Source organism: Bacterioplanoides sp. (assembly GCF_965226395.1).
Lineage (GTDB): Bacteria > Pseudomonadota > Gammaproteobacteria > Pseudomonadales > Oceanobacteraceae > Bacterioplanoides.
The window spans coordinates 178,099-194,201 of the sequence record NZ_OZ245358.1 but is presented as its reverse complement, the minus strand read 5'-3'; the positions used below and the strand labels follow the sequence as shown (position 1 = coordinate 194,201).

At 43.6% G+C, this 16,103-nt stretch carries 5 protein-coding genes; 1 reads left to right on the top strand and 4 read right to left on the bottom strand.

Translation table 11 applies throughout. The features are described from left to right. Window position 1: 1 nt before the first annotated feature. The 4 genes from ACO05E_RS00845 to ACO05E_RS00830 form a co-directional block, all read right to left on the bottom strand. Window positions 2-2,635 (bottom strand): type VI secretion system Vgr family protein, encoded by a 2,634-nt coding sequence (locus tag ACO05E_RS00845; protein WP_419811116.1) that lies wholly within the window; start codon window positions 2,633-2,635, stop codon window positions 2-4. Window positions 2,636-2,653: 18 nt separating this feature from the next. Further along, on the bottom strand, window positions 2,654-3,880 hold the full coding sequence (locus tag ACO05E_RS00840) for a hypothetical protein (protein WP_419811115.1): 1,227 nt from the start codon (window positions 3,878-3,880) through the stop codon (window positions 2,654-2,656). A 61-nt stretch (window positions 3,881-3,941) separates the two neighbouring features. Beyond that, the gene (locus tag ACO05E_RS00835; protein ID WP_419811114.1) at window positions 3,942-5,777 is read right to left on the bottom strand and encodes a hypothetical protein; all 1,836 of its coding nucleotides are present in this window, start codon (window positions 5,775-5,777) and stop codon (window positions 3,942-3,944) included. 64 nt (window positions 5,778-5,841) lie between these two features. After that, the gene (locus tag ACO05E_RS00830; protein ID WP_419811113.1) at window positions 5,842-14,148 is read right to left on the bottom strand and encodes a Calx-beta domain-containing protein; all 8,307 of its coding nucleotides are present in this window, start codon (window positions 14,146-14,148) and stop codon (window positions 5,842-5,844) included. Between the two features lie 232 nt (window positions 14,149-14,380). Between ACO05E_RS00830 and tssA the strand changes: the two genes are divergently transcribed. Next, a complete protein-coding gene (gene tssA / locus ACO05E_RS00825; RefSeq protein ID WP_419811112.1) occupies window positions 14,381-16,084 on the top strand; it encodes a type VI secretion system protein TssA in 1,704 nt (567 codons plus the stop codon). Window positions 16,085-16,103: the final 19 nt, after the last annotated feature.

Sequence of the window (16,103 nt, the reverse complement as noted above, 5' to 3'; positions counted from 1 at the left end):
ATTAACCAATTATCGTGATTTTAGCTTTAACAATGTTAATGTTGTTTTTAACGATGTTGTTGTTTACATTTACTATTCTTGTTACCGATTTTTCTGTATCTGTATTGCTGTCATATATTTTCATTGTTTTTTCAATGTTAACAGTTGCGGCTAACTTCAGATCCATTGTTGCACCAATAAAGTTAGATACCTTTCCCCCTGCAAAAGTTTCTGTCACAAATCCTACTGATGTGCTGCTTTCTGGGTCGGTATTAATTTCAGATACTTGGCCAATAAAAGTATTTACCCGTGCTTTTGCCATGTCGATTAGTGTTTTTTCACCGGCAGTGCTTGTGTTTTCTGTGTGGCTTCCTGACGATGTTGTAGTCTTTGTGGAATCACCAGAGAGGGTCTTGGTAATATCTTCTTTTGAAGCGATTAATGTTTTTGAAATATCGCCATTAATATCCTCAGTAATATTCCCGGTAATTGTTCTGGTTATATCTCCAGTAATCGTTTCAGTTGTTGCGCCATCACGCTGGAACGTATATTCACCCTTATGACCTACTACATGCTTACCTTCGATATGTTCATAAGTATCACCAAAGTTTTGAGTGACGAGAGCTTCATTGCCCCATACAGCAGGGAGTTGTGAGCCTGGCTTAGCCTCATCGAGTTTTTCTTTCGTATAACCCTGAGGCTCGGCTTCTAACGTTGCATTGTTCTCAACATAGCGGCCACCATAGTTAAAGGTCTTATGGATGCCCTTCATATCAACACCCTGAGCCCAGGTCGAAGCTATGCCGCTGTGATAATCGTACTTATTCCCAAAGTCTTTACGAATAAGGCCACCTTTTCGCTCTTTTCTGAGATCTACATCAAATGGGTTGTACTCACCAGCATCATCAATTTTATAAAGCTTGCCACTCAGATCATAATCATTCTTGTAAGCGCCTGTTGAGCGATGAATTGTATGGTTTTCCTCATAACGAGGGCAGTATCGGAATAGTGCATTTACACCATAAACAAAATCAGCACCATAAGCGCGAATATAACGATCACCGTAATGTTCGGTAATATGATGATCGCCTGCAATTAGATCAACTTCCTCATTGGTTGTTTCACCATTCGGTTTTAATATTTCAAGGCGTAAATTCTGAATTGTGTCCAGCACCTCATCCTGATCATAATTACCAGCAATATGCAGCTCTTTTCGAGACTTTAACGCTTCGGTATACAAAAGGCCGTCGGTACGAATAGAGGCATGGTGAGGGTTTTCATTAGTCACTGGATGACGTAGTGATTGAGAATTTTCCAGCGCACTTTGAATAAATGGACGATCTGGGTTGCCATCAACAAAGGCAATCTGAACCTCAGTATTAGGGGTTAGCGGCATCTCCATATGGTTAGTATGAGCGGTAGGGCGCGCTAAACGTATCCAGTGGGAGAGCTTTTTTTCGTCCTTCAGGAAGTCGAATATAACCTTGTATTTGCCTAGCTGATTGCGATGGGCCAGTGCTTGATCATCGGTTTCTGAAGCAACACGGGCAGTGGTTGAAATGGCCCGAGGCTTGGCGTTCGGTTTGATTTTCGGTCGGAAAACAACATCCGATGGAATGCCTTTAAACGTTGCTTCATAAAAAACAGCCTCACCACTCTCACCCGCAGCCTGGTCATAAAGATTCTTAGCAGAATGGATGACCTCGGTAATCAGAACTTCTTCTTCTGTATCATTATGAGAGTTATATACCGTTAGAAAAAAGCCCGGTGCTAAGCAGGGAATTCCCGAAGTACCATGATAATAAACGGCTTGAGTTTGATAGCGCTGTAACCGAATTGTTGCAATAAAATCAGCTTCGTCTTGAGAATCACAACCTTCATTCACGAGATGAACACAGGTTTTCTCATTGGTATCACCTGCAGTGCCCCCAAAGTGTTCGCTAGCCTGATCTGGGTTGACTTCTGTGACAATTACGCCTGGAGGAATCGGTTGAAAGGACTTACGAAACGTACGAATCGTATCCGTATTCATGCTCGGGTTATTGCTGATGTCGATATACGCTTTGGGAATAGGGCACTGTTCACAATAAGCATCATCAGCAAAAACAAGACTGTTATTGGCGTGATCGAAATAAAAATAAATGCCCCAATGCGCAGCGAGCCGTGATACAAAATCAAAGTTGGATTCGGCATACTGGCATACAAACTCCTTAACCGGATAGCTGGCATCTTCTTTAATTGCCAGTACGCTTTTTACTTCCAGGTCTTTGTCTAACTCCTCTTGCAGAATCTGCCTAACATTCATTTGAGTGTAAATATCATACGATCGATTCTGTGTATGACGGGAAATTAAAGGGCGGAGTACCGCACGGTAATATTTGTGCTCTTTGGAAACCTGATATTCCTCGTCAATCTGTTCAAGCATGCCAGTGATTTTATGCGAAATTGGCTCACCTTTAACCGTGCCTTCTACCATTAACCAGGCGTCTTCCTGAATGATTTTAGAGAAATCAATGCTATCAACATCTTCGTGCCGTACTCTGAGCGAAATTTCAAAGTGGAAAAGCTCAGAAATAGCTTCCTTGCCAGTAAAGCTGGTAATGTCGAATTTACCCACAGTGCTCTGAGTCGAAAATGAGAATTTGAGTGCTGACATGGTTTTCGTCCTTGAAAGTTATTGGCTCATAGCGGGAAGCAGCATTATTCTGGAGTCTAAATTGTGTATTCGACTGATCCCTGTAGGATTTTGAGCATAATCACTCTCAGTGCATGAATCGAGGGCACTAGCAGGGCTATTGCTGCTTTCTTTTTGAGGGCCAAAACAGGATTGAGTCCACTCATGTTGATTTAAGTACCAGATCAACAACCCTTCACTTTGAACCGCAGTGTGATACCAGAAATTCCCATCAATTGTCCAAGCATCATGAATATTATTTCCGCCAATGTTTGTATCAATTTCACGTTCTCTAAGTTGATTGTGGCCGCTCAGAACTCCATTATTTGATAAGCAGTGATCTGTACTTAGTTCAGTTGGATAAACGCAACGAATATGCGGCGAATAACTCCAGTTTCTATTGGTAGAGGAGTCACTGCATACGTCACGAATGGCAAAATAGTTGTTTCCGCTTTTTTCATAGAAAAGGCAATTTGTTTTGGTTGAATCTGCAACCTGAAAAGACGCTGGAATTCGATACACCATAACGGTATGCGCCGATGTGTTTAAGTCGTGCTCAGTTACTTCCCATATTTTGGGTTGTGTGTTGTCATCAGTTGGATCGTTAAGTTTAAGTGCATAAATTTTATCCGTAGAACCTTTTACTGGAGTGCTACTGATAAGGGTAGTTGGTTTTATGCCGTTATAAAACCGCCAGCTCTCTGGCAAATAATTCTGATTCATGTCATCGAGCTTAGGGGCCATTAATGTAACCAGCTCTTTGATGGTAGGTAAGCGATAGCCATTTAAACCAATGCGTTGACTGGTGACTCGTGTACTTGGAGTAATGCTGGTAGGTAGCGCTGGAACATTGCCTTCGGCGCTTAATATCCCAGAAAAACTTACTTCAGTAAAAGCAAAGTCGTCACCGCCACGGCCATATATAGAAGTAATAGCCTTACTATTCTCGATTGTTGCACCGTTGTCGTTAATCCTGCCATTTACTGGTGTTGCCAAGTTCGAGTATGAAAAAGGTGTCCAGATTAGAGTTTCGCCGCCATTGCTGGTATAGCACAAACGATTTAAATCATTGATGTCGTAACTTGTTGACTGACAATCAATTAGCTCATCTCGTTGAGCCCCCGGTGCTGCTGTGATACCTGAGGCTATTGTTGTATTAGAACTGTCGATAGTCGCTGCTGATTGAAATGCAGCTGACTGGCTACTGCCAGCTGCTAATATCAACATAAAATACCAACGAGATATATTTACTAACCTGAACATCCTGTACTCTCTTCTTAGTTATTGCTTAGTAAATAAACACCGCACCAGAATCCAGCGCATCAGTGTTATTTGGATCACCGTTAATGCTGCGTGCATTACTCGGATCAACGGTTGAGCCAAAGCCTAAGGTTTTGCCATCACGGCTTAAGGTCACGCGTCCGCTATTATCAGCTGCATTAATATGTGGGCGGCGAATATAGGACTGGTATTGCCACTCAGAGCCATTGTAGGTAAGGATATAAACGGAGCTGTCATTAATGCTGCTGTTTGTATTTGCAGATGTGGTATCAGAAAAAAGACCGCCAATCGAGTTATTATCTTTCCTGCTTAAAATAGCGATGGTATTACCATTACCACTAATAGAAACGGAGCTGCCAAAAAGCCCAGATTTCTGTGTTTTTGTCGGCTTAATATATGTTTGTTGCTCCCATGTGCCGCCGGATTTACTAAAGACATAAGCAGCTCCTGCTTCTTTAAGAGAATTGTTGTCTTGGCCTAAATTAATTGTTGTTGAACTACTGTCTTCACCAAATGCACTAATGACTATAATGTTGCCATTATCACTAATTGCTACCTGTTCACCAAACCCATCATCATTTGTTGCTTCGATATTGGATGCTTTTAAATAGGCAGTTTGATTCCAGGTCATACCAGTTCGTTGATAAATAAAAGCAGCGCCAATAGGGCCAGTTGGGTCAGAATTCAGCCCATCATTATTATTCTGGTTGCCGTTAATGCCGGATAAGCTGTCTTCACCAGATGCCCCAATGGCTAAAGTGTTACCGCTGGGAGTTAAATCCAACGCTAACCCAAAGCGGTCATTAGGATCTAAATATTGTGGTTTCAGATAGGCTTGTTCAGGCCATGTATTGTTAGTTTTTCTATATACATAAACTGCCCCTGCATTTACACCAATGCCTTGAATATCTGAACGATCTTGGTTGCGACGATCTCGATAGGCGCCAACAGCAACCGTACTGCCGTCGTCACTGATATCAACTACGGAGCCAAAATATTCTTTCCAGCTAGTTGCCTTGGTTTCAGGTGCTAGTGTTGCGCTATTTGCCCAGACTCCATTGGTAAACGTGTATATATAAGCTGTATCGGAACCTGCGGCACCAATCACTAAGGTATTGCCATCACCTGTGATGGCTACTGCTGAACCAAACCATTCTTCGGCGATAGGAGTTGGTGCTTTAATATAAGCAGTTTCCGTCCATTCGCCTTGTGCATTTTTATCAAAGACATAGACCGCGCCAGAATCTAGTACAGAATTATTGTCGCCGTCTTCATAAACAACCCCATAAGCCATACGAGTCGCATTGGCATTAAAAGCAGGCTTGTAGGTATTAATTCGTTCGGCTGCATCAACATCACCATCACCCGTTTCAGCATTGCTGGCTTTAAAATAACCGATAGCGTTATTAATATCAGTCAAGTTCGGTGCAACTGTTGCCGAGTCAACACAACCCACAGTATTGCAGCTTTGTAATAGATATTGAGCATTGGTGCGTAAGAATAATGCCACTTCCTGGGTATTCGCTTGTGTGCCTTGGGGAATATCGTTACCCAATTGAGTAAAACCAGACTGGCCATCTAGATTTTCCATTAATTTATAGTGGGTCGCATCATTCACGTCATTCCAGCTAAATTTAAACTGCTTAATTGGTTCAACGGCTAAAGTTAGTTCTGCCGCCGTTGCTGGTTTTTGAGGTTCGGGTTGCGGCTGTGGCTCAGGTTGTGGCTGAGGGTTAGCTGGCGTTTCTGGTTGTGAAGAACCACCTCCACCTCCACCACCGCAGGCCATTAGGCCTGAAAGTAATAGAGCTAGTGTTACTTTTTGGAATGATCCGTGGTTCATAAAATAATCCTTAAATATAATTCTGCTGAATATCACTGGTAGCTAGTATTACTGGTAGCTAGTATTACTGGTAAATCGGTAAAATACTGTGATTTTCACCTTGTTCTTTACAGCTGGTAGTTCCATTTAAAATATTTAATACCCAGTAACTGGTAAACGATTGATTTGAGTCGATGTCATCTCTAGTTCCACATACACTCTTTGTCCAAAACTCAGTTTCGCTACCCCTGAAAATTTCTGACTGTGAATTCAGCTTACTAAAATCCAAGACACTGAATAGCTGATGCAGAGTAGGAACGCCCCAGCCTGTTTGGCCACATTCGTTGTTGTAGTCAGTTAACACTGCTGCTGCCGGATCGCTTGTTGATGGCAGAGTGCTTGGTGCAGATGATGTATCGGTATCGTTAGAGTTATCGGTTAACCACAAATACCCGGTGTAGTTATCTTGCACACAGCGATAGTTATCGGGTGCCTGAGGGTTGTTATCGCTGTCAGCTTGACGTGGTATTGGCACACCGTTCACATCAACAAATGTGTAGTGTGCTATCGGGTAGTTTAACTCAGCCTCCTGGTTGCTGTTGATGGCTTTTTCGGGAGTTGCTGTAGTGTTGGCACAGTTTTCACTGTCAATTGTGTAGTTTCCGTCACCATCTTTGGCAATACACTCTTCAATGCCAGTATCAACGATGCTTTGCACTTCATCGTTAATGATGACGATTGCCTGTTTGCCACGTACAGAAACAGGTAAACGATAACCTGATGCATCATCTATGATCTCTAAGTTAAACCATTTATTGGGTGACTGAATGGTGTTTTCCTGAGTGTTAAACTCAAATGTAATATCAGACGTCAACGAAGTAGATTTGGCTATCACTTGAAATTTCGAGGTTTCTGAGCTGACAAAGTCAGTAGCTGTCGCTTTTTCGTTATCAGCTAAATAACAGTCACTAATGCTCTGGTTTTCACACACATCAAAGCTGGCAATAGCTTCGAATTCCAGATCACTGTCACCATCAAATTGATATGTGTAGCCGTTTGGAACGCTTAATTTAACGGTTAATTTATCACCTTCAACGATACTGTTTGGAAGTGTAACGTCAAAGAAATCATCATTTTGAATCGTCAGAGTTCTGTCAGCTTTATTATCTGAATTGTTGTCCAGGTTAATAAAGTTGGCAACCTCCGATGAATCTGTGCTTCCTAATAACGCTGAGAAGGTCGATATGTAAGCTTCGTCCAGTTCAATAACTTGATCATCTCTTGCCGTGATGGCAGGCAGGTCAACATCATCATTTGACGACAGAGTAACAGCAGTAGCGGTAACGCCTGTTTCATTCAGAAGATCATCGTTGATGTCTGTGGTTGTTTGATGAAAGTAGACAGCCGATAAGTTATTAGCTGCCAGACTTTTATCCCAACTTAAGTTGTAACTCATGTCATTACCTTCTGAAATACTGGCAGCTGATGAGGTTACAGTGATATCAAGTTGGTCATTATTTACAATGGTATAGGTTGCTGTTTTGTTAGCCGGGTTAGCCAGGTAACCATTATTCTTATTAACCGCGAGGGTGTAGGTAATGGTTTCGTCGGGTTCAACCAGGTTGTCGTTCTCAATCTTCAGTTTGACCAGATTCTTTTCCGCATCCCCTGAATCCGGAAGTGATAAGCCAGAAACCGGAAAGAGTCCACTGCCGGAAATACCATCATCAAAGTCCGACTGGTTGTTAGTAAAGCAACCGGGGCAGTTGGCTGATAAGGTAAACGATAAATCCTGTACATTACTGGCGATGGCACGGGATGACGTCAATATGACATCAAGCTCTTTATCCGCTTCTTCTTCAGACTCGCTAGTTTTGAACCCAGAAGCCTTAAAACCAAGGGTAATGGTTGTTTGATCGTCATCCTGAATTTCATAGGTTTGTTCGGTAAAGGCAATGCCAGGTTTAAGGTATCCGTCTGAATCTGAAGCTGCCGCCAGGGTATAAGTAATGGTTTCATCAGGCTCAACAACCGGGTCGTTTTCAATTTCCAGCAGTACAGGTGCAGTTAGCTGACTGTAGCTATACACGGTAGCAGCGTTACGTGTTGTATTATTATCACCACAACCTTTATCAGAGATGCTGGTGTCGCCAATATAAGCCTCACAGCGTTCAGAGACGGTAAATGTAAGATCCTTGATATTCTCTGCAATATCGTTCGTGGACGTGAGCTCCATCGTGGCAGATGCCGCTGCTGTCTCTGCCCTCGATGTTGCCGACAGCTTGAGTTCGAGATTATCAATTACATCGTCATTGGTGATGGTGTAACTCTGCGAATCGATCACAACACTGTTGAGGAGGGGATTACGTTTGCTGTCTTTTAAATAATCCTGAGCGCCGGTGTAAGTCAGTGCATAAGTAATCACTTCGTCTGGTTCAACGGTATTATCACCGTGAACCGTCAGGGTATAAGGCGTCGTACTATCCGGCGCTGAATTTGTTAGATTCGTTAAGGTGATTTGAGACTGATTGGTGCTTCCCAGGCCACTGGTAAAATCACCCGCGATATTGTTACCACAGCCACTACAAGTCGCGGTGAGAGATAAGCCAAGGCTAAGCTTATTCAGGTTGTCTCCGAGTTGGCCACCCATATTCAGAGTGAGTGCTGTTGTGGTATCGGCATTATCAGCGCCTTCGTTGCCAGCATTTTTTGCCAAAGACAAGGTTGGATCTAAAAAGTCATCGTTCTCAATGGTGTAGTCGGCGCTGCTGAGGTCATCTCGATCAGCTGAGTCAGCAAAGTAAGAAGCATCACTGGTTGATGACAGGGTGTAGCTCAGTACTTCATTGGGTTCAATAATGGAGTCTTCTGTAATGGTAATTTTAAATTCATCACTACCGGATTCACCGGCTAACGGAACTGAGCTTTTTACTGCGCTGTCGTTGTAATCGTTGGCTTTATTGTTGCCACAATTTGTACAGGTCCCCTTAATTTGTAGTGCTAAATCTTTGGCATTATCGGCAACCGTTCCTCCAAGGGTTAATTTCAGAGTCGCTATGCCAGAAGAATTCTCTGCTCCTTTATCATTTATAAAGCTTAATGAAGGGCTGATTGTATCGTCATTTGTAATGGTAAAGTCAGCGCTGGCAACTTGGCTTTTATCAGCGCGCTTGCTGCTAACTAAGAACTTATCGTCACCGCTATAAGCCAATGTATAGGTGATTTGTTCATTCGGCTCAACGATATCGTCGCCACGTACTGTCAGTGTATAAGGGTCAATTGTGGTTGTGCTCTTAAGGGTAATAGAAGCGTTTGTATCGGTCAGGCCGCTGGCAAAGTCCGTCCCTTTATTGTTACCGCAATCCACGCAATCGGCGGTGAGAGACAAGGTAATTTGGTCATCGATGTTGTCTCCGATTTCTGCGTTCAGATCGAGAGTTAATGTCGCGGTATTTGAGGTGCTGTCAGCACCTTCATTCGCTTCAGTGCGGTTAAAACTTAATGCCGGATTAAGGAAATCATTATTCTCAATGGTGTAAGTGAGCTGACTACCTATATTGCTGGTATCTGTGATTGTATTGCTCAGATAGGCCGCACTGGCATCGTCAAATGCTGATAAGGTGAATGTGATGATTTCGTCAGGTTCAACCCGGTTATCCTGTGTGATCGTCAGTGTAAAAGTCTGATCAGTTGTGATGCCAGCTAAATCAATGGCTTGAGCTGCCGGAAAAGAATAGTCTTCTTTGGTGCCACAATCGTTACAGTTATCTGTGAGGCTCAACTTCAGATCTGTGGCATTGTTAGCGATGTTTTTGTCTAACTGAAGGGTGACGGACGAGGCAACTTCTACATCATCATTGCTGCGATTGTTATTCAGAGTTATCGCTGGCGTTAAAAAATCATCATTATTAATCGTGTAGTTAGCTGTATCACTCAGACTACGATTGGTTAAATAGTTTTCTTCACTATCGTCTGTCAGAGCCAGGGTGTAAACAACCTCTTCGTTAGGTTCTACCCAATCATCATCGTTGATAGTGATGATGTAAGGCGCAAGAGTGCTTCGACCAGCCAGGTCAATAATCGCTGGAATCGTATCGGTGTAATCGGTAATGCCATTGGTGGTGCAGCCACTGCAATCACTGGTAATTTTCACTTTCAGGTCATCAACATTGTCAGCAACTTCACCGCCCAGGTTAAGGGTGAGTTGTGCAGTTGCGGGTGATTTGTTTCCATTGGGTAATGTGATTTCGGCTTCGCTGCCACTGGCACTTGCGAAACTGATGGTTGGCTGGAGTGTGTCATCATTGTTGATGGTATAGGTAGCAGCGCTGAGGCGGGTGCGATCAGCTGAGTCCGCAAAATAGGAAGCGTCACTGGGTGATGACAGAGTGTAGGCTATCGCTTCATTGGGTTCGACTAATGCTTCCGCTTTAATGTTGATATTAAAAGAACGTGCTGCACCACTTGTGCCTGTTAAGTTCCATGAGGAGGCAATATCGGTTGTATAGTCATCCGATATTTTTGCGCACTTTTGGCTCCTCATATCACAGCTTGCGGCTATGTTCAGGCTTAGGTCGGTAATATTGCTACCCACCGGCTTACCCGGATCAACAACCAGTTGCTGGCGGTTTGCAGATTCACTTGCTGCTGTTATGCGTTGATTATCTGTATCTGTAAAATAAATTTCAGGCTCAAGAGTATCGTTATTGACAATAGTGAATGTCGTGTTGCCAATATTTGCAAGGTTGTTTCTTTTGCTTTGTTCTAAAAAGCCTGGATCTCCTGTGTAGGAGAGGGTGTATGTAACCACTTCATCTGGTTCGATGATGTTATCGTTGATGATGGTTAAATTATAAGTGCTGTTTGTCGTGTTGCTGTTTAATGGAATCGCTAAACGGTTGTCGTTATTCAGGGTTAAACCACTGGTAAAGTCACTGTTTTTATTGCTGCCACAAGTGTCACAATCGGCTGTTAAGGTAAAGCTCAAACCGCTGCTATTCAGGTTGTCACCGATCTGACCGCCAATATTCAACGCAAGTTGAGCATTGGTATTGCCATTGCCTTCACCGGTATCTTCAGCCGAGCGATTACCATTGGTAAACGCAAGTGATGGGTTGAGGAAGTCATTATTTCTGATTGTGTATTTGAGTGATTGAATATCGCTGGTATCTGAGATGGTATTGCTCAGGTAGCGGCCGCTGGCTTCATCAAGTGCAGACAATGTGAGTGTAATCTCTTCATTGGGTTCAATGACATTATCTTGTCTGATGGTCAGGGTAATATCCTGATTGGCAGTGACACCCGATAAATCGATGGCCTGCCCAGAAGTTGGGAAAGAATAATCCTGACCTTTATTGTTGCCACAGTTGTTACAACTGTCCTCAATTTTTAGTTTAAAATCCGTTACATTGCTGGCAATGGCCTTATCTAACGTTAGGGTTAAAGTGGCTGTACTCTCTTGATTATCATCGCTCTCAGTGCGGTTTAGTACAATTTCTGGTTTAAGCGTATCATCATTTTCAATGGTGTAGAGAATTCCATGCGTGCCGCCTGACAAAATGCCACCAATAAAGTCACTGGTATTGCCGTTAAAAAGATCACCTAGCGATAACGTTAATTTCAGTTCTCCATTTTCATCTGGCTCAATCAACTCGTCATTGTTAAAAACGGGCAGTTGCGCAGTAAGATTTCCTGATTGCCATACTGGCTGTGATAAAGAGCGAACATCATTACAGTTATTTGTATCTTCATTATCTGGGCAGGTCACTGCGGCAGAAACCGTTACTTGTGGAAAGTCAGCAGCTAAAGCGCCCTGAGTGACGAAATTTAAGATAGGTTTGCTTGCCAGCTCAGACTCAAGACCTTTGATAGTGCTTTGATCATCAGTCAATAACACATTGGCAGCCAGATTAATCATAAAGCGGTCGTTATTTCGGATCGTTCCAGTAGCTTTCAGGGTGCTGTCGCCCGTTGGAGTATCGTCACAGTTAATTCCCTGGTGGCATAAAGAGATCGGAAAATTATCCGGCACATCAGTAAATTGAATCTGTAATTCAATATTTTCATGTAATTCAGTCAGGGCGTCATCCAAAACCGGCAGGGCAATGGCTGCTGAAGGAGGGGTGTTGTTAATACTGGTCAGGTTAATGATGGTCCAATCACTGCTCCCATCATTGGTGATAGGGGCAGGAGTTGAGTTATCAAAGTCGGCATCACTGGTACCAGCGTGAACAAGCTTGTAACGTAAGTTGGCATTGATTGGTGCATTCAAATTCAAATCAAACTGATGATCGCCATCTTCACTGGTGTTAAAGCCTGCGACAGTGACCCTGGCGTTGTCGTCGTTGATCAGCTTCAGGTCCAGAGTGGCTTGCCCGGCGCTGTTATTGTTTGTGTTGTTGTTCGGAATTTCACCATATTGAGAAGTCAGGTTTGCTGTCAGGCGTACTGATTCATCACACTCAACAAAGGAGTCGTCAGTAAAACTCAGGTTGATGGCCAGCCGTTGTTGTGCTTGTTCAAATCTGTTGTTATGTGACAAAGAATATTCATTAGTCGTCAGATTGCTGGTCGTGGCCCATGAGCAACCGGGAGTGTTGGTATCACTTGGGATAACCGACACATTGAAGTCTTGAAGGGTGCTTTCGTCGATATCCGCGAAACCCAGGAATAAGGTTTTCGTTCCACTATTTTCGGCTAAATCAATATTGTTAAGGGGGGTAAATGACGAAGAGGCTCCTTGTTCAAGCCAGGTAATAGTTGGTAGGTCGTCATTGGCAATAACAATTTCAAAAATAATAGGCTCGCCATCTTCGTTATACAGTTCGTTATCAAATTTATCGTACATCTGTAAAAAGAAGATCTCATTACCTTCAACGTTGGTATCAGGGAGGATCGGTAGGGTAATTTCAGTGTCGCTGTTTGAGCTGATGTTGACCCGTCCGCTGGTAATAATCTTACTGGAGGTTGATAAAATGGTGCTGAAGTCGTCTGCAGAAGCGCTGTCTTTGTACGACAAAGTGTAAGCATACTCGGTATCCTCTCCTGTGGTGCCTTGAGCGTAACTCAGCAGCAATCGGTGGGAGTCTGTATCTGAATTATTGTTGCCTTCCCAAAAAACCAAGCGGTTGATCGGAGTGCTGTCCGGATTGCCCGGACTAGGATTTGTATCTTCGTTAATCGCCAGATCACTATTGATTTTGAAGCTGGGTGATTCGTTATCACGAATAAAAAGGGTCGCTGTGCCAAACTCTGCTCCCTGGTCATTCTGTAATACGAACTCGAGTACTTCAGTGCCTTCCAGTTCGCGATCATCGATGATTTCAATGGTTGCCTGATATTCCAAAGTGCCTGGTACGATTTGTACGTTAAATGGAGTGCTGTTGAAGTCGTTGAGGTTAGCTAAGCTGATCGTATCAGTTACTCGGTTATCAGCAGCCATTCTAAGTGAGTAAGACAACTGGAATGGCTGAGTAAACGTACCCTGATAGAGTGGGTCAATTGAGAACGGTAAAACATAGCGGGTGACGCCACTATCGGGCGAGGCATCTGGCGACGAAACATTACTGTTGTTCGCTTCCGCCAGTGTTTTGGCGTCTCCATTGTTGACGATAAACAGCGGTGCTTCGTCTGACCCCGGTGTGTCGTCTGTGCGAATCAGACCAATCGCTTCTGTTTGTTTACCTGAAGTGTGGGAAACAGAAATTTTTAGCGTTTCATTAGGCTCAATGAGTGAGTCACCAATGACTTCAACAGAAATGGTCTTATTAAGCTGGTTGCGTGAAAACGTAAGTGACTGGTTAACAGGTATATAATCCTCATCAGCTTTGGCAAAGCCGATTCCTGTCTCTTCAAGTGTGGCAATGCTCAGGGTGTAATCGTCAATCGTAGACTCTGCCAGGGTGACATTAAACTGCATTGATGATCTGCCTGAGTCAATCTCTGTAATTTCAGTATCATTGATTTGGAAGTCAGGAAAGTCATCATTAATGATTGTGCCTGTCAGGCGTAGTAATTGTTGGTTGTTGGTGTCAGAGAGCAGAACACCCAGCTGTTCATTGCCTTCAACCTGAGCATCACCCAATACTTCTACGAGAATCGCATATTGCTGGCCTGAGACAACTTGAAGCTCACCCGACAGAGGGACAAAGTCACTTTTTTCAACAGCGCTTAAGTCGTAAGTTTGATAAAGAATTGTTCCAGTAATTGGAGCAGTAAAGGGAAGGCTGAGGTTTTGTGATTTGTCGTTTCCTTCGGTAATTTCACCGTTGGAAGAACCGATGATGGATGGATCGTTTGTTGCGCCACCTGAACCACTGCTACCGCCACAGGCTGTGATTAGTGCTGTCAAAAAGACTAATAAAAAGCGCACTGATTTGTTACGTAATGACACGACGGTTACTTCCCTGTGATGAATGCCTGACAATTGACCGGATTATACTCAGAGAGTTCAGTTTTTCTATCTGTTTTTTTGACAGAATGATGTTGACAAGCTACATGCTGTAACCTAATAATTTCGCGAAGTTACAGTCGAGTGGTCTGACTTTATTGGCAGGGTGCCGTTACATTTTAAAGTTATTTGTGGTGCACAAATAATCTCATCATAGAGCTATATGGAAGTAGAAATGGCTGAATTCTCTCATCCTCTCTCCGAACTTGGAAAAGTCGCAATTCCTGGAGATTCTCCCGCCGGTATTAATGCCAAGTACGAGCCTGTTTATGAAACGCTAGAGGCTGAACTGGCAAAGCTTGAATCTATTTCTGCTGAAACATTGGACTGGCAAACTGTCCGTGAGCTTTCTTCCGACTTGCTGCAAAACACAACGAAAGATTTTGCACTGGCTTCATATCTGACAGTCGCTTTGATGGAGGTCGAGGGGTATGTTGGTTTACGTACAGGTCTGATCATCTTCAACGATCTGGTCGAAAACTTCTGGGATGTTTCATTTCCACCGGTTAAACGTTTGCGTGGCCGTAAAGTTGCTGTTGAGTGGTTTTCTGAGAAGGCCTGTCGTTTTATGGAGGCTACGCTGGTTTCTGAGCAAGATCAGGAGCACGTTGTTGAATCTGCAGGTTTACTGAAAAATCTTGATTTTTCTTTGTCAGAGAAAATGGCTGACAAAGCACCGCAGGTGATGGATCTGAATCGTTTACTCAAGCAAGCTAAGCAAGCTGCTGAGTACGAGTTAAAACAAAAGAAAGAAAAAGAAAGTGCTGCCGCAGTTGAGGCAGCAGCAGTGCAAGCACAAGCCGCTGTTCAGGAAAAAACCAGCCAATCTACCGATACTACCGAAGCGATGAGTAGTGCCGAGGAACTTGTGCCTGAAAATCCACCGGTTCAGGCAGCTCCAGCTACACCAACACCGAAAGCGACTGCTACACCGGATAAAAAGACAGCTCCCTCTGTTGCTGTTGAAGTGGGCGATTTAGCCGGTGACTCAGATGCTAAAAAAGCTTACCGGCAAATTCAGGATGGTTTGCGTAAGCTTGCTGATTTTTATGCTGCGCAAAAGCCGTCAGACCCGCGTCGTTATCGTTATTCGCGCTCTGCTTTATGGGATTCTATTGATAAGCTTCCTCCGAATAAAGATGGCAAAACACAATTGCCTAAACCTCCTGCTGATAAATTTAAAAAAATACAGGCACTGTTTGAGCAGCAGGAATATTCTGAGGTGATTGCTCAGGCAGAACCTTTGGCCGCAAAGATGCCGTATTGGTTTGATGGCACGCGTTTGATTGTTTCTTCCTTGGAGGAACTGGGTGCTGAGTACCAAAAAGCAAAAGATGCCTTGGTGCATGAGTTGGTTGGTTTTATCTCGCGGGTTCCCGCTATTGTTGAATTGCAATACTCGGATGGAACTCCGTTTGCTGATGACCAGGCCCGTTTTTGGTTGACGACATTGATGGCATCTGTAGTTGCTGATGGCTCAGGTAGTGATCAGAGTGATGCATTAGCTGAGGTTGTTGCTGAGGCTGAGAAGCTGGCGGCTTCAGGAAAACTGCAGGAAGGGTTGTCTTATCTGACCGATGCGTATACTCCGGCGAATGAACGAGATAAGTATCGCGTACGCTTGGCCAGTGCAGAATTAATCTCCAACGCCGGACATGTTGATGTTGCTATTTCTCTGTTAAAGCAGTTTATCGAAAATATTGAAAAAACATCGGTCGCTGAGTGGGAAGCCGATTTTGTTGCTCGTGCTTATGATCTTCTGATCAGGGCTTATGAGCGGGTTGATGAAAATTTTGATGGTGTTGAAGAGGGCAAAAACAGCGCATTTAAACGTCTGTGTTGGCTTGATCCAATTACCGCAACTGGCATAACCAGTTAATTTAGTTAGCACAAGGAGG